Genomic DNA, 24,034 nt, shown 5'->3' on the forward strand with positions numbered 1-24,034 from the left:
GCCAGTAGTTGCTCAACTTTCTGTTTTCTAATCATTGTTTATCGCCTGTCTTTAATGAGCCTCGGCTGATTGCCCGTGCAATGGCATATATAACTCCATAGATAAACAATGGTATGGAAATTATATTTTCCCAAAGATGCAGAGGTTGCGCCGGTTGAATATGTGTATTGCTGCCGGAGGGTGTCAGCTCTGAATTTCCGTGAATCGGGGTTGGCGGAGTTTCCACTGACAGGGCGATGTTCCTGAGGTATTTTAGAGCGACACGTGTTAAAAAAATGCGCTTGGCGGTTAAGTCATGTTTTAGTATCTTAAATGCCCCGGAATTTAAACCATTTTCGGTAAGTTCAATGAACATTTGAAGCGGGCATAGATAGCCCTCCAATACCTTTTCCATTTCTAACGTATTGGCAAACGCCCGTAACAGGTTATGGCCTTTTTTCTTTAGAAACAAAACATCCATTAGCTATTCTACCATGCGGAGCAGACTTATTGTAAGATGGAAGGCGGAGTTGTCTCCCAGGGCAATTGCATTTGAAAAATAAAGCAGAAGATACCTATGCAATCACTCCTGCTTTGTCCCTTTCCGTCATTCCGGTGCCTTTTTTGTCATTCCGGCTTGTCCGGAATCTTCCCCTTAGTGGGAGTTTCGTAATTACTGTGCATATTCTGAGGCATAAGGACAGATTCTGGACAAGCCGGAATGACAAAAATAAGGGGGGCAATTTCTAATGCGATTGCCCTGAGTTGTTTCAGCTCAATTTGTAATAATTCCCTGCCCTCTGTTATAGTATAAGTAAAGGACGAGGTGCGGAAATGAGGGAAATCAAAGCAATAGATATAATGAACAGGGAAGCCGTGACAGTTACGCCGGAGACGACGGTTGAGGAGCTTGGCAGGCTTTTTATTGAAAAAGATATATCCGGCGTGCCGGTTATAGCAGGAGACGGCTCGCTCTATGGGGTTGTGACTACAAATGACCTGATTCACCTGGAGACATCGTTCCACATACCGACAGTTATCAGGATATTCGACGCCTTTATTCCTATGGAGAGCGAATTACATTTCAAACATGAAATTGCAAAAATGGCGGCTTCCACCGTTAAAGACATATGCACACGGGATATAACCACAGTAACTGAGGAAGCGTCAATACATGAGATTGCCGACATAATGGCAGAGAAAAAGATTCACCACCTGCCTGTCCTTAAAGGCGGCCAATTGGTCGGCACTATCGGGGAAAAAGATATTATTAAGGCGATTTCAAAGATGAGATGGAAGGATGTCAAAAATGCCTGAACATGGAAAACGCGGGGAAGCTATTAAAAATTGTTACTTGTATTGTTGAAACATGGTATGAGGCTACGGGGCGTATCAGACCCTCCGGCGGCTATCGCTTAAATAGTACCATGACCGGGCCGCTTTCCCATTCCTTTACGTATTCAAAATTTTTTAATACGAACCCTGCACGCTCCTCCGGCCTCAGCGATATGACCGCGCATGGGACAAAGTTATTAAACGGGTATTGTGTGCTATAACGGGCGGAGGCGTTTCTTACGTTGACGTGCTCTATGCGCGCCTTAGCAGTCGGCCTGTTCAGTAAAATCCAAAGGGGATATTCCCATGTGTCGTCATTTGGCAGTGACAGGCCAATGTTAGTACAGCCCTTTGATTGGATTATCGAGGCGGCCCCGGTATAGGATGCTTTGATATCCGGACGGCTTATAAAATATTGCGAGGCCCTGTCGGTAGCGAATATGTTGTCTTTGCCAATAAGCGGGCGGCGTTCGTTGAGAAAGACCCACGGCAGCCCTGACAACAGGACGACGGCGATGGCCGCGTTTATTATGGCCTTGCTGTTTATATTGGAGTTGAGAAAGGTGGCAATAAACGGTGTCCATAGCACAAATAACGCAAGGTGATAGCGGCTGTTCCACGGTTGCCATTTTATAAACAGACACATCAGTACAAAGCCGGCCACTAAAGAGACCGCGTAAATTGCCATCCCCGGGGCGTTCCTATATCGCCTCCTGATAAAAAACACCGCCGCGCATATTATTATCAGCCAAAAATGGATAAAATTCCCCGCGCTGTCCTCGTTAAAGGTGAATTGAATATCAAACGGGAGGCGGTGAGATGTGGTGCGAATGTCCCTGATGTCAACGCGCATGAGTTCATGCACTCGCTGTATAGCCCCTGTGGTGGCCTTGTTAATGCCGTCTGATGGAGTGCCCATGTGCAGGCCAGCGTTTTTTATCGCATTGGAAATCACAAGCGGCAGCGAAACAAAACCCCTTATCGTGGTCTTGTCCCTATAGATTTCGGGCGCTATGGGATGGTTATATAACGATAAATTTCGGACATAGTGCCCGATGTTAAGCATAAGCGCTAATGACAGTATAATAAAAACAGGAAGCCACGCCCGCGCGCGGGATTTTTTTATTAACACATACCCACACCACAAGAGTACCGGAAAGGCATACAGATACGCGGTTGATTTCACTAAGACGGCAATCCCAAGCGATATGCCCGCGGCAAGGGCGGTTGCCTTTTTTGGGGTGTCCATTAAGAGGAGCGCGTAGTACACAAAACTCACAAGCCAAAACGCCGCCGCATAGTCGTTTTGCGTGGATGTGGACTGCAAAATCCCCATAGGGACAGACCCCGCAAGGGCAGCGGCGATAAGCTGCCCCCTTCTGTCCGCACCAAACCTTCCCGCAATCAAAGACACCCCCATCACACTTCCCGCCATGCTCAACCACTGCACAAAATTGGCGGCTCTATCACCACCACCGAGTATGATGAAATGAGCAAGCGCGAACTCAGCCCCCGGATTGATATACAACTGAAACGTTATATTGGTTGGATAATGAGAAACGCCGCGATTGCCAATCCAGTGCATTACCCGCGGCAGGTGATATGTCATGGAATCCCAATTGTTAGGCGCGCCAATAAGGGCAATCACAGCGGTTGCCGCAAAAATAAAGGCGATATACGACAATAGGACAACCTCAAAGCCGCTTAGTTTGGGTGCTGTTTTAAACGCTATTGGCTCAGGCCTGAAGATGCGTAAGGAGGTATATATGAGACATGCCCCGGCCGCGGCTATCCCCCAAAACGTGACGAGCGGCCCAAAAGACAATGCCCCCAAAAGACTCAGTATCTCCGTTGATATGATTAAGAGAAATCCCCATACGGTGGAGGCCGCCATGAAAGACGCGCGGGCGCAATGATGGTCGCCGAACTTGTGAAGCCCTTTATAGAATATTAAAAACGTAAAGAAAAAACTCAGAAACGCGACACTTAAATACATCGCCTGAGACCGCCCTGATTATTGCCTGCTAATAGCATATACTGGCATATTAAACAGTTCCCCTGCCTTAACGGCCATTAAACCGGCGTCCAGCCAAAGTTTGTTGAATGATGTGCTGTTATGAATCCACAGGTGCGAAAGGGGATTGAACATGTACCTGAACTGGACAGAGGCCTCAAGCGTATCCAAAACCGGACAATGTACGAGTACCTTGCCAGTGGAGGACAGTCTTGACCTGACGTTTCGGACGAAATCTATTTGCCCGGGTGCGTGTTCAAGTACATCTATGACGACGATTAAATCGTAAATAGGGTCGTTTGAAGCGGGGAAAGACCCGTGGTGAACCGGCACTCCGGTTTTTTTTGTCACAAGGGCGGCAAGCCTTTCGTCCATCTCAACGCCGGTGCAGTCATAACCGGCCTGCTTAAGCTCAAACAGCAGACGGCCATTGCCGCAGCCGATTTCAATGACCTTACACGGGGGCGGATATAACCCCCTGAGCCAATTCATATAATGAGGGATTCTATCAAGCATATCCCCTTCAAATCGCTCATCAACGGTAGGACACTTGTGTACTTGTTGATATTCGTACCAGTAGGCCGATGAGTAAAACCTGCCGAGGCTCTCATTGGTTGGCCTGAATCGCACCGACTTACACCCGCAGCTTGCGCACTGAAGATAAAGCTCAAACTCCGGCGTCCAGTATTCAAGTACGCCACCGCACCAGCAATTTGTGGCGGATATAAAGTCCATCATCGCGATAAAGGGCCTGAGCGCGGCGGGGGTGTTTGCAATCAGAATGTCTTTAATCGGCGCTTCCTGCATGAGAATGTCTATGCCTTTATAATCTTACCTTTATATTTATGAGAATCCTTTATAAGATTTCTCGTATCAACAACCATCAGGGAGTTTGACGCGATGAACTCAGGGTCATAGGCCGAGTGGTCGGTGGAGATTAAGACACAGTCGTAATGACTAAGGTTCTCCGCTGTGAGCGCTACTGAGGCCTTCTTAAAGCTGTACTTCCTTGTCTTTGGCATTTCGGGAATATATGGGTCGTTATAATCCACAATGGCGCCTTTTTTCTGCAGAATATCGAATAGTTTAAGCGACGGTGATTCCCTTATGTCGTCAAGGTCTTTTTTATACGACAGACCGAGTATGAGAATCGTAGCGCCGTTGATGCTTTTGCCTCTTTCGCTGAGGGCGTCTATGGCTTTTTGGATGACGTAGTGGGGCATGGAGGTATTTATTTCACCGGCGAGATTGATAAACTTGGTGGATACCTCATACTCCCGTGCCTTCCATTCAAGGTAAAATGGGTCAATAGGGATGCAGTGCCCACCGAGACCCGGTCCGGGATAAAACGGCTGATATCCAAACGGTTTTGTCTTGGCAGCCTCAATTACCTCCCATACATCTATTCCCATCTTATCAAAGAGCACCTTCAGCTCGTTTACGAGGGCTATATTAACTGACCTGTAAATGTTCTCAAGGAGTTTTGTGGCCTCAGCCACCCTGGTGGAAGATACGGGTATGGTTCTGACGACTATGGAATCATAGAGCGCCTGCGCCGCGGCAAGACAGCCGGGCGTATAGCCGCCGACGACTTTAGGGATTGTCGGGGTCGAGTAGTCCTTGTTGTTCGGGTCTTCACGCTCAGGAGAGAAGGCAAGATAAAAATCCTCACCGGCCTTTAGTCCTGCGGCCTCAAGTATTGGCCTCATCTCCTCGTCGGTAGTACCGGGATATGTGGTAGATTCGAGGACTACGAGTTTTCCCCTGCAAAGGTATTTGGCAATTGTCCTTGTGGTATTTAATACGTAAGATAAATCCGGCTCGTGGTGGCGGCCAAGCGGTGTGGGCACGCATATGACGATACAATCCACGCCGGAGAGTCTGGAAAAATCTGTCGTTGGAGTAAACAGCGGCAGACACGCCTTAATCTTCGCCTCGTCAATATGTTTTATATAGCTCCTGCCATCGCAGAGGGCGTTGACCCTTATGTCGTCTATATCAAAGCCGATGCAATGAAACCCGGCCCTGCAAAACTCAACCACCAGTGGAATGCCGACATACCCAAGCCCGATAACACCAACCACGGCGGTCTTACTTTGAATCTTCCCGATTAATTCGTCTAATTCAACAGGACGAGCCATTCATCCTCCTTTAGCCCCCTTCAGCAAGTATCTTTTTGTACACAGTTGATTATACCATCTCACAGATACTAATGCAAGGCACTCCTGATGTCCCGACAGGTAAAACAAATTAGCCCTGATTATAGTAGAATACCCATGGAAGCTATTCTGTGTTTGCTGAAAGGATTTAAGAATTGTAAACATCTGTGAAAAATGGGGGAATATGCATAAAAATACGATATTACACTGAAAGATATCCCTAAGGTATTCCTAAGACTCATATCCGGTAAGCAGTTTCAGGAATACTTTGGGAATATCTTTCACAATGTCTTTTAGCGTTATATCATATTTTTGATGCATATTCCCTCGTATCTCATCGGTTTGTATTAGAAATAAGGCCTCTCAGGCAGTGCCTAATGATGTATTTTACCATAATCAGGGTAAATTTATTCAAGCTGGATTTTCACATACGCCTGTTTTCTTAATTCCGAAAGCAGGGCGGCCAGCCTCGTGTTTACCTCCTGTTCTGTGAGGAGTTTTTCGATGTCCGCCTTTACGTCCGATATGTCGGCGCCGACAAATTCCTTCTTGTTTTTGTTGTAAAAATTCTCTATGTCCTCCTCTTTAATGATCACGTAGGAGCGAACCTTTAAATCAATGTACTCGGCGATTATCCTATCTTCATCCGTGCCTATGATTTTCATAGATAGCGCCGCCCGTTTCAGCAGGATGCGGTTTATCATCGTGTTAAGAACCTCTTCTTTTGTAACCGTTTCTATCTTTGCCCTTGTCTCGTTATAACTCTTCGTCAATTCTGACAAGGTGATGGCGTCGTTATCCACAAAGGCGCAGACGTGGTCAATCAGCTCCGCCTCCCCAATGCCCGAAAAAACAGTGACAGTAAGAATGATAGATATAAGAAATGTCTTTTTCATATCAGAATGCCTGCCCTATGCTGAAATAAAATCTGCCCGTTCCCTCGTTTTGGCCCCTGTTGAGTTTATATCCATAGTCAAGGCGTATTGGCCCAGCCGCAGTCATGTACCTCAACCCCAGTCCGGTGGTGTATTTCAGGCCGCTCAGGGAGTATTCATTGATTTTTGACCATACGTCGCCGCTGTCAAGAAACGTCACCAGCCCCAGATTATCTATTATTGTGATGCGCAGCTCCGCATTGCCCATGAGATAGGCGTTTCCCCCTGTGGGGTCGCCGCTGCTGCCTTTTGGGCCAAGGTTGTCCTGGCTGTAGCCGCGCACCGTTGTGCTTCCGCCAAGGAAAAATCTCTCAATAAGGGGCATATCCTCTGTGTTTGACCATCCCTGCCCTATGCCGCTCCTCAGAGACAGTGCCAGTACCAGGCCCTTGGACAGTCCCTCGTAGTAGTTTACATAGCCGGAGAGTTTCGCGAAGTTCGCCTGCGACAAGAAGAACTTGCTTGCCACTTTGAGCGTTGTCCCTGCCAGAATGCCGCTTGTGGGATTAAAGGGATTGTCCCTGCCGTCGTATATCAGTGAAGGCACGATGCCGCTGATTACCAGTGTCCCTGTGTCCTCGTTTGTCAGTACCGCGTCGGGCTGGACGTCCCATGTATTCGTAAACGAAAACTCGTATGACAACATACCCTTGAGTTTTTCAGTAAAATTATTTCCTACGCCCACCGATGAGGAGTATTTTTCTGTGCGGTAGAGCACTGTCTTTGAGTCAAGATTTCGCTGTTCCTTCCTTTCATACAACAACGTAGCGTTAAAGGGCAGCGTATTGCCCAAAAACCACGGCTCATCATACGTCAACGACACCCTCCTTGATTGCTCGCTTAACCTCGCCTTGAAGGCAATCTGGCGGTCCATCCCCTGAAGGTTTATGTACTTGACCTCGAAAAACCCCCTGATTCCTTCGTAGTCACTGTAGCCAAGCCCGTAGTCTATCGTGCCGGCGTCCGCCTCCTTTACCTCAAATACAATGTCTTTCACCCCTTCACCTGTGTTTACCGCCGAGATATTTACGCTTGTAAACAGCGAGGTCTTGTATAATTCCCTCATCTCGCCATAGACGACGGCCATGTTGAGCGGTTCGCCCCGTTTGTGTTTTAACACGCGTCTGAATACCTCCCATTTTGTCCTCGTGTTTCCCCTTATGATTGTATCGCCAAAGAGATATCTCTTCCCTTCGCTGATATTCAAGATTACAGTGGTCTCTGGAGCGCCCTGCCGTTCGATTTTTATGTCGGCGTCGGCATAGCCTTGCTGGGTTATATACGTAAGGGCTGTCTGGCGGGCGTTAAATATCTCGGCCTCCACGTATGCCCTGCCGGGCTTTATGTCAGCGGCGGCGAGGATTTTATCATCTGCTATCTCAATGTTTCCTGCTACCTTGACTTCCTTTATGATAAGACGGCTGCCTTCTTCGATTTCTATGTTGAGTGTGGCCGTTTTTTTAGCGTCGTTAATCTCAGGTTTAAAGGTTCTTACAGATGCAGCGCTGTAGCCCTCACTCTGGAGGCACCCAACAAGGGCGTCCTCGTCGTCTTCGTCTGTGTCGGGATTATATGGGGAGTCTTTTTTTGACACCATTGCCTCAAACAGTTTTTCTGGCTTTACCGTAGTGCCCGAAAAAACTATATCGGCAATAGTAAACGCCTCACCCTCAGTTATTAAAAATACTAAGTCTGTTTCGCCGGGTTTATCATTTATTTTGTATTCTATTTTGACGTTGATAAAGCCGCTTTTATGGTACAAGGCCTCTATTGAGGCGGCGGCCTCGTCTATTGTGTCTTCGTTGACGCTCCCATATTCGACAAACGGCATTTCCTTTTTCAGCGCATCACTGGAGATTTTATTGTTACCCTTAAAGGACAATGCGAGTTTCTTTCCCGGGTCTACGTTTATTGTAAGAGTACCTGTGGCCTCGTCATAGACGTCTTCAGAGACAACCGGATTGAAATAGAGGAGGTTTTTTATCATTGTGTCTTTTGCCTTCTCAATCAGCGCGTCAATGGAATCCTTGTCATAGATATCGCCCTCCCGTATGCTCAGGATGTCTTTCACTTCGGCCTCTGTATTATTATTCGGGGAATTAATGGCGAGGTGTTTGATAATCAACGGTTGCCCCTCGTCAACTGTCAGGTGGATTATTACCCCCGCCGGTGTTTTGCCTTTGAGCGAATCTGTCTTTATTTTGGCATATGGGAGTCCTTTTTTTGCGAGTGTCCCTTTGAGGGCGGCCACCGCCTTTTCTGTGATGGCCTCGTTGTACTCGGTGTCTTCCCTCAGGCCGAACATATCTTTGAGCTTTCGGGGGCTTATCGGCCCTGTGGCGTCCACCTTGATGGCCTCCACAAAAGGCCGCTCAACTACCTCTATGTTAAGAGCACCGCCACCGGAGGAATAAACCCTGATGTCGTTAAAACAGCCCTTTAAGAAGGCCGTCTTTATCCCTTTGGCGATGGAGTCATTGTCTGCCTCACCACCCTCCCTTATTCCGAACATGTAGAGGAATTCCCTCTCCGTGATGCGGCTAAGGCCGGTTATGGTTATCTTAGAGATGGCCTCCGCCTCCAGTTGACGTGGCATCAGAAGGTATATCATGGCCATCACGCTGAGCAGCGCGCGCAGGGCGTATGATAGTCTACTTAAATGTGAATCTGAACTTGACATCAGCGCCAAGGCTCCCTATATCGCTTCTTTCGCCAACGAGCGATGTGTTTGAGTTTAGCTTATATTCGAGCTTTATGACCTCACCTTTGGTCGTGCCGCTGGTTAGAAGTACGTTGAGTTTGTTGTTGAGGAATTTTTTGGATATAGTTACCTGCGGTGTGACTGTTGATTTGTCCTCAGATGTAGAGGATGTCACTTCAAAGCGGTTAAGCCCGGTGAGTGCCCTGATTCTCTCCTCGACAATGTTCTGATACTTGCCGGTAATGATGCTTGCCGCCGCGGTGCTGCCGCCGTCCGGCCCGGCGAAGAGTTTTAAGATGTCCGCCTCTTTGAGTTTCGGCTCAGAGGTCATTGTCAGATTGAATCGTTTCAACTGCCCATCAAGGAACATCCTTATATTATAGCCTTTCATTGTAGTTTCCGCCATAACGTTCAGGTATGGATTAATATCAGAGGTGCCGGGAAAGTCGAGGTTGCCGTTGATTATGTCGAACTCCCTGTTCATAAAGCGCACCTTTCCCCCCTCGGCTGTAACCCTGCCGTAAATCAGCGGCTGTGACAGCGTCCCCCTGAGAATTACGTCGAGCTTGAGGCCGGTCTCGGCGATGTTGTTATCTATCAGGATGTTCTTATCTCCCTTTATTGACAAATTCAACTGTGTGTCCTTAAACGCGCCGCTTGCAGACTGCCCTGGCCGGCTGCCGAATATCAGGTCCTGCCACGTTATGCCCTTTGTGTATTTGGCCATGTCAACCACTATGGTACCTGAGAGGATTTGCCTGTCCGCCGTTCCCCTATATACCACGTCGCCCTCGTATTTCAGCTTAAACCCATCGGAGTCTGTGAAGGGCATGTCTTTTAGTTTTCCATCAAGATAGAACTGTTTGATGTGAAAACCGTTCAGATTCACAGCCCCGTTACCGGTGAATGTTCCCCCGCCGACCCTTCCTGTGAGACCGCTTACGACCATCTTGTTGCTGTCAAATATCAGCTTGCCGTTTATCTCGTTGATAAAATATTTGGCGTTTTTAAAGCCGATTGAACCGTCCTTTATATCGGTTTCTCCACTTATCTGAGGCGTTTTCCAATCTCCGAGGAGAGATACCGAAATAGAGGCGTCGCCGTTGAGGTGGGCGATTTTTTCTGAAACACCCTGAAAGAATTTTAATTTCGGAGAGCCTTCAAGCCTGAGATTATAACTCCGGCCAATTACAAGGCCGCCTGTGATAGTGAATTTAGCAGGGCCGCTTTTCAGTGCGAAGGAGTTAAATGTTATTGCCCTGTCTGCGATGGAAAGCCCCACGGGGGCGGTGTTGCTAAAGGTGAATTCACCGGCGGATAGATTAAACAGGGGCATATTCATAGTGCCGGTGATGGAGTGCCGCGTACCGGACAGCGCGGCCTTTCCCTCCGCATAGAGTTTTAGTTCCGGGGGGATTTCCTTCATAAAACCAGACGCCAGAAACTCGTAGTTACCACGTTTCATCTCAACATCAGCAGACCACGGCATTGCCTTTGACAGGGACAGTCTGCCCCGCGCGGCTACCTTACCGTCAAATATGTTGCCAGATAGCTCTATTGCGTTTTTGCGCATGGTGCCATTTACGGCGGTTGCCCCGATATTTAAACCCTTTGCCCTTAAATCCTTTGAGGCCGCACTAAATGTGAGCGATGGAGAGTTCAGACTGCCCTCGCCGCTAAAAGTACACGACAAGGCCCCGTCAACGGCATAGTCGGCAGCCGGGGTGTCTTTTATGTTTAGAGCGCATCCCCGCGACTTCACATTATATGTAAAGGCCTTAATATCATGCCACGGCCTCCCTTTTTTTGAGATTGACATGTCCGCCGATAAGCTGGAGCCGCCCTTTGCAACGGTAAGATTTTCCAACTTTATCACATCAGCCTCGTATGTAAACAAAGACGTAAGCCTCCCCATATTGGCCTTAAACGCCGTCAGAGCGGGGATATCCAAACTTCCGTCAAATCTCAGCCTCTGTGGAGTGCCGGTTATCTTAAACGACGTGTTTATGATGCCCTCTGCCTCTGCTGCGGCCGGATGCTTTGTTGCCATGTCCTTAATAGCAATATCTTTTGCGCTTATTGAGATGGCAAGGGCCGGATTGTTGAAGTCGAATATATGTTTCGCGTCTTTTATTGTGGCCGTACCGTCATAGGTACAGGTGCCGGTGTTTAACGAGGCGGCGCCATTTTCAATTGTGAGGCGTTCTTTTACATATCTTAGCGCGGATTTGGAGTGGACAAAGCCGATGCCAAAAAGGTTGCCGTTTGACAAGTCCACAGTGCCGGTTATCAACGGGTTTTTGCCTGTTCCCCTTATATCGCCCTCGTATGTGCCCGTGCCGTGAAGGTCTTCGCTGTATGGCCTCAGCAAATCGGCGGCTTCGCTTGTCCTGACAGTTGCCCTCATGTTTATGACATCTGTCTTTGTGTCTAGCGTACCGGTAATTTTGCCCTCTGAGAGAGGGGTTCTTATATTGGCCTCATGAATTGTTACATTATCGCCGCGCACGGAGACGCTGCCTGTGATTTCGTCTATACGCTCTACAATATTTAATGCCGACGTGGCCTTAGCGTCTTTGAGCCGGACGTATTTAAAGGACGCGTCGGGGTCGAATAGCCGCCCTGCTGATTTTATGTTGCCAGAGACCTTGCCCGCTGAGACGCCCGGGTCCCATTCTATCAGTTTAAACACCGGTTGGCTGTCAATGTCCTCGACATCCACATCCAGCGTGAAGTGGGTTACTTTGGGCATATTCAGTACCACCTCCGCGCGCGTTGCCTTGCCGTTGTAAAGTGTGGCCTTTCCATCGTGAAACTTAAGTTTAAAATCTTCGTAGAGGATGCCGCACGAAAGTGTGTCAACCGCAACCCCATAAAAACCGCCCCTGGCCATAAGCGCCTGGCCAGTTGCCTTCAGGGTCTTCAATGTGCCGGAGACCTTCGCCTTAAAAGCCGTTTCGCCGAAGATAGGCTCTTTCTCTCCTATGAGTTCAAGCAGGGTTTCGACAGGGATTTTCCCTTCCACCGAGACGTCCATGTTTGGCTCTTTGCCGTCGTAGCCAAGCACACCGGAGAGTTTTATATCACCCACCCCCGATTCCTTCAGGCCTAAGACCCGCTTCAGGTAGTCTATTTTTATGTTGGCCTTTGTGAAGAGTTCTATTTTACCGCCCTTTAACCCCCCCTTTGCCCTTATCTCAGCACCATCGGCCATTATAGAAAGAAGATTGATATTATAGGAATCGGAGGGCAGTGATGAGGGGGTACTGACCGCCTTAAACGTAATGGAGTTGATGTGCGGCTTAATGGCCGGGTCATGTTTCAGGGCGTTGGAGTCAAAATCTATGTCGCTGAGCTTCGCCCATATTTCACGCGTGGTGAGCTGCCCTTTTATATCCGCAAGGGATAGGCTGTAGTCTCGCCCTTTATCTCTGAATTTGACAGAGCTTCTTTTTATGTCAAGGGATACTATTTCGATAGTTGAAGGGGATTCCCCCGATTTGTCGTCCTTTTTGAGTTTTCTCATCAACATGTCTATCTGTGTGCTGTCGGCATCTATATACAGTGTGTCCACATAGAATTTTTGTATGGTGATGCGCTTAAAAATAAGTGGAAGTATCCTCAGGTAGGCCCTTGCCGACTTCAATTTTATTATCTGGTTTCCCTGTTCGTCTTTGATGGACAGGCCGTTTATACTGCCCTGGAGGGGGAATATGCTTATTTGCAGTGAGTCTATGGCCACACTGTCACCAAAGAGTTTTTTCAGTTCGACGCTCATGGCCTCCTTCGCGTAGCGCGAGCCATAGTAGTGGGCAGAGAGGATGGCCCCGTAAATAACGGCCAGAATAAGGACAAACTTCAGGTATTTTTTTCTCAGTTCAAGGTTTGCCATAGCCCCGCCATCACTGCCATTATCGTATCGAACTGTGGTTTCTGGTGGCCGTTTAACACATAAAAGACGTCATGTGCAAGGTCTGACTCGGTGGTTACTCTGGCCAGGAGTATATTGAGCGAGTTATTTGCGAATATGCGCGTTATGTCATAGAGGAGGCCGACCCTGTCCGCGGCCATTATCTCAAATATCGTATATTGCACCTTAGACTCGTTATCCACCTCCAGCATAGGCCTAAATATGCTTTTCTTCGTGGGATATTGTCTGATAGCGGGGGTTTTTTTGCCCATAGCCACTGCGGTTATCTCTTCTTTGAGCAGTTGCTCAAGGCCGTCCCACCACAGGGCGCTCACGTTTGATAACTCGATTCTGTCTATGATAAAGCCGGTATCGAGGCTATTAAATGTCCTCAATGACACGATGTTAAACATCCTTGATGACAGGACGCCGACAATGCCGGACAGAAGTCCTGGCCTGTCGGCGGCGACAATGGTTATGCCTAGCGTGTCGTCCCTGTGTTTCTCCAGGGAAATCGCGCATCCTGATTGCTTGAAATCGAGAAATAGGGCGAATTCCTTTACAACCATCTGCGGAGTGCCAGAGGCCAGATAGCGCTCAGGAAGGCAGCCGATAAACCCTGTGATTGCCATTTTCTCGGCGGCCAGTTGTGGTGAGGTGAGGTCTTTTTTCTCGTCCAGATATGCGTTGATATACCGGTCAGTGTCTTCTTTGATGCCGCGCATGAATCTAAGTGTCCTCTCATAAAGGCTGGCAAGCAGGCTTTTTTTCCAGTCGGTGAAAAAATCAGGATTGACCGCCGACATATCGGCATAGGTGATAAGAAAAATGGCATTTAAGAGGCGCTCATTCTTAATCGAATCAGAAAAAGAGGCAATCACATCAGGGTCTTCGATATCTGAGTTGAAGGCGGTGCGGGACATCAGCAGGTGGTGTCTGACGAGGTACTGGACATCGTCTCTTTCGTCCTTGCCTAAGTTGAATCTCTCCATGATGGGTTTTATGAGCTTATAGCCCTGGGCCGAGTGCATAGCGCCCCTGTACTTTCCAAGGTCGTGAAACAGGAGTGACAGATAAAGGATGTGCTTTTGCCGGTAATTATGATATGTCATGCCTAACAGGGTGTCGGGGTCTTTGGCAAGTGCCTCCAGTGCCCTGATAGTAAACAACGTGTGTTCATCCACTGTATAGACGTGATAATATTCATAAACGACTAATGAGCGCAGATGCCCAAACTCAGGGATAAACCTGTCTAAAACGCCGTCGTCGTGCATGGCCCTCAGGACGGTGAAGACACGGTTGCCCTTTAGTATGTCCATAAAGGCGCTTACCGCCCGTGGGGATGAGCGTGTTTTTTTATTGATTAAGAAGAGGTGTCTCCTGATGAAGTCCCGTAAGAACCCTGTAAAATCTTTGCCGGAGCTGCCGCGCATACGATATGCGTCGAGAATCAGGCAGGGTTCTTTTTCCAGGGCAAGGGTGGAGTTTATCATAATCCTGTTTTGCGACAAGGAGAATGTCTCGTTTATTTTGGCGACAGTGAACTTGCGCGGTACTCTGACATAGGCCGACCCGGCGATGTTTCTCACTCTGGCCGTGATTTCCCTGACGGCCTTTGCCCTCAGGTAGTAAAACCGCATGAGCCTCTCAGATGGGCGAAAATACTTAGACGCGGCTATCCCCAGCGCCCGTGCCGCGGCACTTTGCAGCTCAAATGACAGTACATCATTGGCCGCGCCGCTGACAATATGGAGTGCCGTTCTCAGCCTGAGCAAGAAGTCATACGATTTAAAGAGTTTTTTGTAGTCCTCAGGGGGCAGGATTTTTGACATGTCCTCAAAGCAATTCAGGTGCAGGGCGATCTTTGAAAGCCACATGGCCTCGTGAACGTCTCTGAGGCCGCCGTCTGATTCCTTTATATTTGGCTGCAGCATGTATACCGATTTGCCGAATTTTGTAATTCTCTTATGGTTTTCCTTGAGTCTTGCAACGAAAAAATCCCTGTGTCCCCTGATGAACACCTCTGGTTGCACTTTTTCGCGGTATTGTTTGAGGATTGTCCGGCTGCCGGCCAAAAAACGCGCGTCAAGAAGGGATGTCCTTGTGATTACGTCTTTTTTAAGCTCATCAATGCACTCGTCAATCGTGCGTACGCTGTGGCTTAGGTGCAGGGCGCTATCGAGGAGCTTGTAGTAAATTGCCTCCACATACCGGGTATCGCCTCTGTCGTTTATGACAAACATGAGGTCAACGTCCGAAAAGGGCGCAAGCTCGCACCTGCCATAGCCGCCAATGGCGAACACGGCCGTGTTGTGGCCGTCAAATCCCACAGGCAGCGCCGCCCTTACCACGGCGTCTATCTGCTCAGCGTGCCAGCGCACAATAGAGCGTCCGGTAAAACCGTCAGCAAGCAGACCTGCCATAGCATCTGTCAGGCGAATCTCAGAGGCCGTTTCCACAGTATAATAATAGTATTTTAACACCACATTTTACCACAACAGCCTCTTTATCGGCAGTTGACTTTTCACCGCGTTATGCCTGATACTAATGGTATGCCTGATATGCTATTATAATGCATGAAGATATTGGCACAGAATAAGAAGGCGTACCATGACTATTTTATAGAAGAGACGGTGGAAGGGGGCCTCAGCCTGAAGGGTACGGAGGTAAAGGCGATAAAGGAGGGCAGGGCCAACTTAAAGGACAGCTATGTAGTAATAAAAGATGAGGAGGCGTTTTTAATAAATTGCCATATCAGTCCGTACAGCCATGGCAATATAATGAATCACGACCCATCAAGGACGCGGAAGCTGTTGCTGCACAAGAAGGAGATCAGAAAGTACTGGGGCAAGGCGCGCCAGCTTGGTTATACGATGATAGCGCTGAAACTATATTTAAAGGGTGCGCATATAAAGGTTGAAATAGGATTGTCAAAGGGCAAGAAGCAGCACGATAAACGGGAGAGTATAAAGGAGCGAGAGATGGAAAGAGAGATGAGAAGGCAGTAGCACATGGGGGCGAATGGATTCGACGGGGGTTATGAGACTCAGGTCGCATGTCGTGGCTCCGCAACCACGTAAAAATGCGGGAAACAATTTAAACGCCAATAACGAATTAGCACTCGCCGCTTAAACAAAGCGCGACGTCCTGCCTGAAAAACCTGCTATCGGGTAAGGGCGTAATAAAGCAGGCTGGCACTGAGGGAATGCCCCGGCATTCAGTGTAAGATACAGGGGATTGGGTGAAGGAGGGCCTGCTGGCTGGCGGCCGGAACCCGAAGTAGTCAAATAGGCCGGCTAAACATGTAGTGATTTGAGGGTAGTGCTTTCGGACGCGGGTTCGACTCCCGCCGCCTCCACCATGAATATATCTTTATAAAACAATGAGTTAGATTGCCACACTGCCTCAAGAAACGGTCATCAAACTGTCCATGATTATTCATGATTATTAGTTATTATTTGTGCCTTGTGACTATAGTCATTGACTGATGAGGATTCCATGTATCTTAATAGGTGTATAAAGAAAATCCATAACAGTTGAAAATAATACTTGACAATGTCAGTCCTATTTAGATATAGTAGTCCGTGATGGAAATGGTTACACCATCGCGGCTGGAGGGTAACATTGAAGGCAATGCTGTAGAGGTGAGTTGGGAACTGAATCTTATTATATCACGCGATAGCTCGTTTCGTATTGTTGCAGAGTCGGCCTTAAGGAGGGTTTATGAAAACATATCGTAGTTTGGCTAGTGGTATTGGCTTGAAGGGTTTATTTGCATCAAAATATTTTCTTACCACGATAACATTTTTAAAGGAGGTTGACTGTGTATAGCCTAAAAAACTCAATAACTCCTATATTAGCTGTCGTTTTTTTAGTAATGTTGTTTATTTCACCTTTGGCAGATGCCGCTGTTTATGTGGCAGATGTGGGCAGTAACAGTGTTAAGATATATCCGGTAAACACAAATAATCCTACAGCAACCTATACCATCAGTAATGGCCTGAGCGTACCTGAGGGGATAGCCGTGGATGCAAACTATGTTTATGTGACAGGCCCAGGTAATGGCGATGTTAAGATATATCCGAAAAACACAAACAATCCTGCAGCAACGTATACCATCAGCGGCTTGTCAGCGCCTTTTGGGGTAGCCGTGGATGCAAGCTATGTTTATGTGGCAGACCAAGGCACCAGGACCGTTTACGAATACCCGAAAAACACAAATAATCCTGCAGCAACCTATACCATCAGTAATGGCCTGACTGATCCTATTGGGGTAGCCGTGGATGCAAGCTATGTTTATGTGGCAGACGCAGCAGGCAGTGTTAAGATATATCCGGTAAACACAAACAATCCTGCAGCAACCTATACCATCAGTAATGGCCTGAGTGAACCTGTTGGGGTAGCGGTGGATGCAAGCTATGTTTATGTGGCAGACATAGGCAGTAGCAGTGTGAAGATATATCCGAAAAACACAAATAATCCTGCAGCAACCTACACCATCAGTAGTGGCCTGAATGAACCTGTTGGGGTAGCGGTGGATGCAAGCTATGTTTATGTGGCAGACGCAGCAGGCAGTGTTAAGATATATCCGGTAAACACAAATAATCCTGCAGTAACCTATACCATCAGTAATGGCCTGATCGAACCTTTTGGGGTAGCAGTGGATTCGTCAATACCTGCCCCATCCATAGGGGTAAGCACGATAAACGGTTTTGGCAATGTGGCCGTAGGGAGCTCATCTACGGCGCAGACGGTGACAATATCAAACACAGGAAACGCGAACCTTGTCGTATCATCCACCATAGCGGCAAATGGAAACGACGCCGCCATGTTCAGTGTTGCAACCGGCAGCGCGGAAGGGCATTGCACAAGTCTAACTCCAACAATAGAGGCAAGCGGCAGTTGCACGATACAGGTAACCTTTTCGCCGACATCATCTGGTGCTAAGACAACAAATCTGCGCATAGCGTCAAACGACGCCTCCTCGCCGTCGCTAACAGCGATGACCGGCACGGGGACAGCGGCGGTAATAGGAGTAAGCGCGATAAACGGTTTTGGCAATGTTGCCGTAGGAAGCTCATCTACTGCCCAGACGGTGACCATATCGAACACAGGAAACGCGAACCTTGTCGTATCATCCATAGCGGCAAATGGAAACGACGCGGCGATGTTCAGCGTTGCGACCGGCAGCGCGGAAGGGCATTGCACAAGTCTAACTCCAACAATAGAGGCAAGCAGCAGTTGTACGATACAGGTAACCTTTACGCCGACATCATCTGGTGCTAAGACAACAAATCTGCGCATAGCGTCAAACGACGCCTCCTCGCCGTCGCTAACAGCGATGACCGGCACGGGGACAGCGGCGGTAATAGGAGTAAGCGCGATAAACGGTTTTGGCAATGTTGCCGTAGGAAGCTCATCTACTGCCCAGACGGTGACCATATCGAACACAGGAAACGCGAACCTTGTCGTATCATCCATAGCGGCAAATGGAAACGACGCGGCGATGTTCAGCGTTGCAACCGGCACGTGTGCAAGTCTGACGCCAACACTAGAGGCAAGCAGTAGTTGCACGGTGAAGGTAACCTTTTCACCGACGTCGTCTGGGGCTAAGACAACAAATCTGCGCATAGCGTCAAACGACGCCTCCTCACCGTCACTGACAACGATGGCCGGCACGGGGACAGCGGCGGTAATAGGCGTAAGCGCGATAAACGGCTTTGGCAATGTGGCGGTGGGAAGTTCATCTACCGCTCAGACGGTAACCATATCGAACACAGGAAACGCGAACCTTGTCGTATCATCCACCATAGCTGCAAATGGAAACGACGCGGCGATGTTTAGCGTCACCACCGGCACGTGTGCAAGTCTGGCGCCAACACTAGAGGCAAGCAGTAGTTGTACGGTGAAGGTAACCTTTTCACCGACGTCGTCGGGGGCTAAGACAACAAATCTGCGCATAGCGTCAAACGACGCGTCCTCGCCGTCGCTAACAACGATGACCGGTACGGGGACAGCGGCGGTAATAGGTGTAAGCACGATAAACAGCTTTGGCAATGTTGCCGTAGGAGGCTCATCTACGGCCCAGACAGTAACCATATCGAACACAGGAAACGCGAACCTTGTCGTATCATCCACCATAGCTGCAAATGGAAACGACGCGGCGATGTTTAGCGTCACCACCGGCACGTGTGCAAGTCTGGCGCCAACACTAGAGGCAAGCAGTAGTTGTACGGTGAAGGTAACCTTTTCACCGACGTCGTCGGGGGCTAAAACAACCAGCCTGCGCATAGCGTCAAACGATGCCTCCTCACCGTCGCTAACAGCGATGACCGGCACGGGGACAGCGGCGGTAATAGGCGTAAGCGCGATAAACGGCTTTGGCTCTGTGACGGTGGGAAGTTCATCTGCTGCTCAGACGGTGACAATATCCAACACAGGAAACGCAAGCCTTGCCATATCCTCCATAGCCGCAAGCGGCAACGACGCGGCCATGTTCAGCGTCGCAACCGGCACATGTGCGACTTTGACGCCAACGATAGCGGCCAGCGGCAGTTGTACTATACAGGTAACCTTTTCGCCGACGTCATTGGGGGCTAAAACTACAAGTCTGCGAATAGCGTCAAACGATGCCTCGTCGCCGTCACTGACAACGATGACCGGCACGGGAAGGCAAGCCGGTACCGCACTGGTATCAACATCAATTTCAGGAAGCGGCATCGCTGCTCCAGAGTCTCAACCCGTCGTGCTTGGCGGCTCAGCGACCATAACCTTTACGCCAACAGACAAAAGATATACACTTCTTTCGACAAACGTAAGCGATAACTGTGCAACACATGGCACGTTAGGTACCGGAAATGTTTACACAATAGATAACGTTACGGCGGATTGTGTGGTAACGGCAGCGTTTACACAAGCAACCAGCAACTGGAGCTCAGGAACCGTACCTGCCGGTGCAACAGGCATAAACTTTAACGCTATAGCATACGGGGGACTCGTAGTTAACGGCTCTACTCAGAACACTACCGTTGTTGTGGGCGACAGCGGAACTATTCTTATCTCCTCAAACGGCGGGCAATCGTGGACGACGGCTGTATCCGGCACTTCAATGACACTAACGGGTGTGGCCTATGGCGACGCTAAATTCGTAGCCGTAGGAGGAGGCGTGGTTCATAATGACGATGCTCCCAGAGCACTACATTCAGCCGCGTCCGGCACTCCTGTGATACTTACCTCAACAGACGGTGCCACGTGGACGTCTCAAACGCCAAACACGACACAAGCCCTTTATAGCGTAACATACAACAACAACATGTTTATCGCCACCGGCGCTAATGGAACAATCCTGAAATCGGTGGACGGCATAACATGGAGGGTGTGGCCGTCAGACACATTATCCTACAGCAACGTATCAGCCACCCTCTATAGTTCAGCATACACGATGGGCCTTTGGGTTTCAGTAGGGTCAGGAGCAACTAAGCTGAAAGCCTCAGACAATGGAACATGGTGGGGACCTGGCTATAATATAGACCGTCCCGTTACATCAGGAGGCAGTGAAACTCCATCTCCATCCACCTTTTGGGGTGTAACCTATGGAACCTTTGGTTCTGCCCTCTCCGACACATCTTATGGTACATTTGTGGCTGTTGGAGACCAGGGATTATTAAAGACGTCGTCAGACGGTGTGAACTGGTCAGGTGCGACCTCAAACACAAGTAATGCCATATACGATGTCACATTCGCAGACGACACATTCGTGGCAGTAGGCGCTAGCGGAACATTGGTTATCTCGCCTGACGCCGAAACATGGACTGTGAGCGCTATCAGCTCCAATAATCTCAACGCGGTAACATACGCGGCTGATTATGGGACATTTATAGCGGTAGGCGACAGCGGAACCATTGTACAGACGCCTATCCAGGCACAAACGGGCTTTTCAGGTTATGATGTGAAGGTCATAGTTGTTGACAGCAGTACAAACCAAAATGGCACTGTCAGCAGCACAGGCACTATCTCCGGCTGTACTCATACCGGCGGGGCGGCGTGTTCTCAGGATGGTATAGACATGAGTACGTCAATTACGTTGACTGCCGCGGCCGCGGACGCGCCGAATCTCGTTGCCGGCGACGCAACTTTTGTCGGCTGGAGCGGCGACTGCATGGGAACTAACGCACAGTGTATATTGACGGGTGGTACGGGCAATAAAACTGTCATCGCAACATTCCAGTCGGCGGCATCGCGAAATGGCAATGTAGACGGTCAACCGGCAAACAGCACATACGGCCCTGCGGGAGACGACCCGAACTACTGCGCCACCTGTGCGTTATTTGGCGGCACTACAGATGCTTCAAAGCCTAACGTATCGGCTATGACAACGACCAATACGAACGGGCAGAAAACCTATGTGACAATGGCGGCCACTAATACCAGCCAGACATTTTCGAATGTCCAGAGTGTCTCTGCGCCAACTACATCTGATTTGAGCACTTTGGGCATCACGTCTAACAACTATCTCCCTTTAGGCTCGATGGCCTTTGAGCTTAATGGCGCTACGGCGGGCGTAAACACGGTTGTAATGCTTCTGCCTGCGGGAACGTCAGTAAATAAGGTAATCAAACAAGATGGTAACAGCGCATGGTTTGACTTCACCTGCGGAGCAACTCTCACCAGCTCTTACTACGCTGCCGGCACTTTGCACTACCCAAGCGGCACTGTTCTAACCCAGTCCACCGGCTGCGGTACCATAGGCACAACCACCAGTAATGGAACGACTGTGCCGATGGCAACCCTGTATTTAGTTTCAGGAGGGGTAGGCGATAACAACCTTGGCGTTGGCAACATCAAGGACCCTGTGACTTACGGATATGTCGCTCCTAACAACAACAACGGCGGCGGTGGCGGTGGAAACCAGGGTGGCGGCAGTGTTACACCATTCATATCCGTAAGCCCCGCAACATCTGATTTTGGTGCGGTGCAAGTAGGAAGTGTATCTTCGGTTAATACATTTACGATATCCAACACCGGAAGCTCAGGCATTGTCGTTGTTACCTCAGAAGCGACTACAGGGGGAGATACAGGGATGTTTACAATCTCTGCCCTCACATGTTCGACCATTCAGCCTGTGCTGGCACCAGGTGTTAGCTGCACCATAGGCGTTACATTTTCACCAACATCGGCGGGTGCGAAATCAACCACTCTGCAGATTAACTCAAACGCGGCCATTACGAGTATAACGTTAAGCGGCACAGGCGCAACGCCTACTCCAACGCCTACTCCTACACCAACGCCGACGCCTACACCAACGCCGACGCCTACACCAACGCCGACGCCTACACCAACGCCGACGCCTACACCAACTCCTACTCCTACACCAACGCCTACCCCCACCCCCACGCCGACACCGACGCCTGCGCCTGTGACTACGCCGGTTGTCAAGGGTGACTTCTTTGGAGACGGCAGGGCAGACATTGTTTGGAGAAATTACTCTACGGGTGAAAACTCTCTATGGAGAACCGCCGGACTTTACGCCCCCCAGAGCCTCGCGTCAAGTTTGCCAACTGTTGCCGAACTCAATTGGCAATTAGTCGGCGTAGGGAATTTCGGAAGCGGCGTTGAAACCGACCTGCTATGGAGACACCAAACCTCCGGTGCCAATGCCGTATGGCATATGACCAATGGATATGCAACATCGGCAGAGTTGCTGCCCTCAGTAACCGACACAAACTGGACGATTGCGGGGACAGGGAATTTCAGCGGTACCGGCAACACTGATATACTGTGGAGAAATACCGCAACCGGCGCAAACGCCGTGTGGCACATGAGCGGCACCACTGCCCAAACTGAGACGGCTATACCCACGGTTACAGACACAAACTGGGTAATAGCAGGCACGGGTGACTTCAAGGGTGACAACTCAACGACCATATTATGGAGAAATCAGCAGACCGGCAGCATCGCCTACTGGTACATGAGCGGGACAACGGTAACCTCAACCGGTTTGCTGGCAGCGCTTACGGTTGCTGACACCAACTGGGAGATAGCAGGCACGGCAGACCTTGATGGCGACGGCAAACCGGACATACTCTGGAGAAACAAAACCAACTACGGGTACAACGTTATATGGTTTATGAACGGCATAACAATAAAGAGCATAAAAGTGCTGCCAACGCTTTCCGATACTGACTGGCATATAGCAGGACCGCGCTAATAATTGCACAGGAGCCGCCAGCCCATGTTGGGGGGCGGCTCCTGTGTATCAAATCAGGCCAGAACATATTTGCAGTCTTGCCGCCTCCGCAATATTCAACAATCCGGCCACACGGGCAATAATTTTTTTTTGTCCGGCCTAAAAAGTCATTGACATCGCATAGGGCAAGTATTATAATAGCGTGAGTTTTACATTATGAACATAATTTTATAAAAAAAGGTGCGATGAGGTGCTATGAAATGAGCGAGGTGCGATGAAATGAGTCATGCATGGAGACCAGTGTTCGTAGTATTAGCTGTAGTAGTATCGCTTTTGGTTGTGCGGGTTATATTTGTTCCATCCGACTTTACCGCAAAAAACGGGGATTACAAGTATCAGTGGCATCGTTTGGCCAGTGAGCAGTTTTGGAAGGATTTTCCCGTTAAGCATAAGGGAAGGGAGTTTTGCCAGCAATGCCATTCTGAGCTTGCCGATAAGATAAAGGATTCGGGGCATCAGAACATACAGTGTGAAAATTGCCACGCCATGTTTGAGCCGGCAAAGAAGAGCCATCCTATCAATCTGAAAGAGGACTTTGGCTACCTGCTGGATATAGGCATAGAACGTTCACGCGAGTTGTGTAAGCGGTGCCATGCCGAACTTTCCTACAGGCCTCAAACTTACACGACAAGCAAAGGAACGGTTGCATTCAAGATGATTGACCCGACAAAGCACAACGCTGGCATAGAGTGTGTTATGTGCCATGACGTGCACACGGCCGGTTTTAAGACCGCAGGCAAATAAGGAGATATGTA

The 24,034-nt window shown here is 49.1% G+C and carries 12 protein-coding genes and 1 other RNA gene; 5 read left to right on the forward strand and 8 right to left on the reverse strand.

Annotated elements, in window-relative coordinates; all coding sequences use genetic code 11:
- Window positions 1-31 precede the first annotated feature (31 nt).
- Window positions 32-460: a hypothetical protein gene (locus tag AB7D94_RS00580; protein WP_420263693.1), complete on the reverse strand. Its 429-nt coding sequence runs from the start codon at window positions 458-460 to the stop codon at window positions 32-34.
- A 353-nt stretch (window positions 461-813) separates the two neighbouring features.
- Here AB7D94_RS00580 and AB7D94_RS00585 point away from each other — a divergent pair, with 353 nt between their 5' ends.
- Window positions 814-1,296, forward strand: a complete 483-nt coding sequence (locus AB7D94_RS00585) for a CBS domain-containing protein (protein WP_420263694.1) — start codon at window positions 814-816, stop codon at window positions 1,294-1,296.
- A gap of 91 nt (window positions 1,297-1,387) precedes the next feature.
- Here the strand turns inward: AB7D94_RS00585 and AB7D94_RS00590 are convergent, their stop codons facing one another.
- The 7 genes from AB7D94_RS00590 to glnD all read right to left on the reverse strand — a co-directional run bounded on the left by AB7D94_RS00590 (window position 1,388) and on the right by glnD (window position 15,516).
- Entirely contained in the window at window positions 1,388-3,310 is a 1,923-nt protein-coding gene (locus tag AB7D94_RS00590; RefSeq protein ID WP_420263695.1) for an ArnT family glycosyltransferase, read from the reverse strand.
- Between the two features lie 18 nt (window positions 3,311-3,328).
- Complete coding sequence (locus tag AB7D94_RS00595) at window positions 3,329-4,135, reverse strand: class I SAM-dependent methyltransferase (RefSeq protein ID WP_420263696.1); 807 nt, start codon at window positions 4,133-4,135, stop codon at window positions 3,329-3,331.
- Between the two features lie 8 nt (window positions 4,136-4,143).
- Window positions 4,144-5,469: a nucleotide sugar dehydrogenase gene (locus tag AB7D94_RS00600; protein WP_420263697.1), complete on the reverse strand. Its 1,326-nt coding sequence runs from the start codon at window positions 5,467-5,469 to the stop codon at window positions 4,144-4,146.
- A gap of 425 nt (window positions 5,470-5,894) precedes the next feature.
- Window positions 5,895-6,383: a hypothetical protein gene (locus AB7D94_RS00605; RefSeq protein ID WP_420263698.1), complete on the reverse strand. Its 489-nt coding sequence runs from the start codon at window positions 6,381-6,383 to the stop codon at window positions 5,895-5,897.
- Between the two features lies 1 nt (window position 6,384).
- Complete coding sequence (gene bamA, locus AB7D94_RS00610) at window positions 6,385-9,102, reverse strand: outer membrane protein assembly factor BamA (RefSeq protein ID WP_420263699.1); 2,718 nt, start codon at window positions 9,100-9,102, stop codon at window positions 6,385-6,387.
- Window positions 9,074-13,015 (reverse strand): translocation/assembly module TamB domain-containing protein, encoded by a 3,942-nt coding sequence (locus AB7D94_RS00615; protein WP_420263700.1) that lies wholly within the window; start codon window positions 13,013-13,015, stop codon window positions 9,074-9,076. The genes bamA and AB7D94_RS00615 overlap by 29 nt, the downstream gene beginning before the upstream one ends.
- Entirely contained in the window at window positions 12,997-15,516 is a 2,520-nt protein-coding gene (glnD, locus tag AB7D94_RS00620; RefSeq protein WP_420263702.1) for a [protein-PII] uridylyltransferase, read from the reverse strand. The genes AB7D94_RS00615 and glnD overlap by 19 nt, the downstream gene beginning before the upstream one ends.
- A 93-nt stretch (window positions 15,517-15,609) precedes the next feature.
- Here glnD and smpB point away from each other — a divergent pair, with 93 nt between their 5' ends.
- The 4 genes from smpB (at window position 15,610) to AB7D94_RS00640 (ending at window position 24,023) form a co-directional block, all read left to right on the forward strand.
- Window positions 15,610-16,041: an SsrA-binding protein SmpB gene (gene smpB, locus AB7D94_RS00625; protein ID WP_420263703.1), complete on the forward strand. Its 432-nt coding sequence runs from the start codon at window positions 15,610-15,612 to the stop codon at window positions 16,039-16,041.
- A gap of 5 nt (window positions 16,042-16,046) precedes the next feature.
- Window positions 16,047-16,394: a transfer-messenger RNA gene (gene ssrA / locus AB7D94_RS00630) on the forward strand.
- Window positions 16,395-16,856: 462 nt separating this feature from the next.
- On the forward strand, window positions 16,857-23,240 hold the full coding sequence (locus AB7D94_RS00635) for a choice-of-anchor D domain-containing protein (RefSeq protein ID WP_420263704.1): 6,384 nt from the start codon (window positions 16,857-16,859) through the stop codon (window positions 23,238-23,240).
- A 258-nt stretch (window positions 23,241-23,498) separates the two neighbouring features.
- Window positions 23,499-24,023, forward strand: a complete 525-nt coding sequence (locus tag AB7D94_RS00640) for a cytochrome C (RefSeq protein ID WP_420263705.1) — start codon at window positions 23,499-23,501, stop codon at window positions 24,021-24,023.
- Window positions 24,024-24,034 lie beyond the last annotated feature (11 nt).

It is taken from the genome of Candidatus Magnetominusculus dajiuhuensis (assembly GCF_046044395.1).
GTDB classification, from domain to species: Bacteria; Nitrospirota; Thermodesulfovibrionia; order Thermodesulfovibrionales; family Magnetobacteriaceae; genus Magnetominusculus; species Magnetominusculus dajiuhuensis.

Excerpts from the sequence above, each read along its gene's own strand:
- AB7D94_RS00640 (WP_420263705.1), top strand. The coding sequence starts at position 23,499 with ATGAGTCATGCATGGAGACCAGTGTTCGTAGTATTAGCTGTAGTAGTA.
- AB7D94_RS00585 (WP_420263694.1), top strand. The coding sequence starts at position 814 with ATGAGGGAAATCAAAGCAATAGATATAATGAACAGGGAAGCCGTGACA.
- AB7D94_RS00605 (WP_420263698.1), bottom strand. The coding sequence starts at position 6,383 with ATGAAAAAGACATTTCTTATATCTATCATTCTTACTGTCACTGTTTTT.
- AB7D94_RS00600 (WP_420263697.1), bottom strand. The coding sequence starts at position 5,469 with ATGGCTCGTCCTGTTGAATTAGACGAATTAATCGGGAAGATTCAAAGT.
- AB7D94_RS00590 (WP_420263695.1), bottom strand. The coding sequence starts at position 3,310 with ATGTATTTAAGTGTCGCGTTTCTGAGTTTTTTCTTTACGTTTTTAATA.
- AB7D94_RS00595 (WP_420263696.1), bottom strand. The coding sequence starts at position 4,135 with ATGCAGGAAGCGCCGATTAAAGACATTCTGATTGCAAACACCCCCGCC.
- bamA (WP_420263699.1), bottom strand. The coding sequence starts at position 9,102 with ATGTCAAGTTCAGATTCACATTTAAGTAGACTATCATACGCCCTGCGC.
- smpB (WP_420263703.1), top strand. The coding sequence starts at position 15,610 with ATGAAGATATTGGCACAGAATAAGAAGGCGTACCATGACTATTTTATA.
- AB7D94_RS00615 (WP_420263700.1), bottom strand. The coding sequence starts at position 13,015 with ATGGCAAACCTTGAACTGAGAAAAAAATACCTGAAGTTTGTCCTTATT.
- AB7D94_RS00580 (WP_420263693.1), bottom strand. The coding sequence starts at position 460 with ATGGATGTTTTGTTTCTAAAGAAAAAAGGCCATAACCTGTTACGGGCG.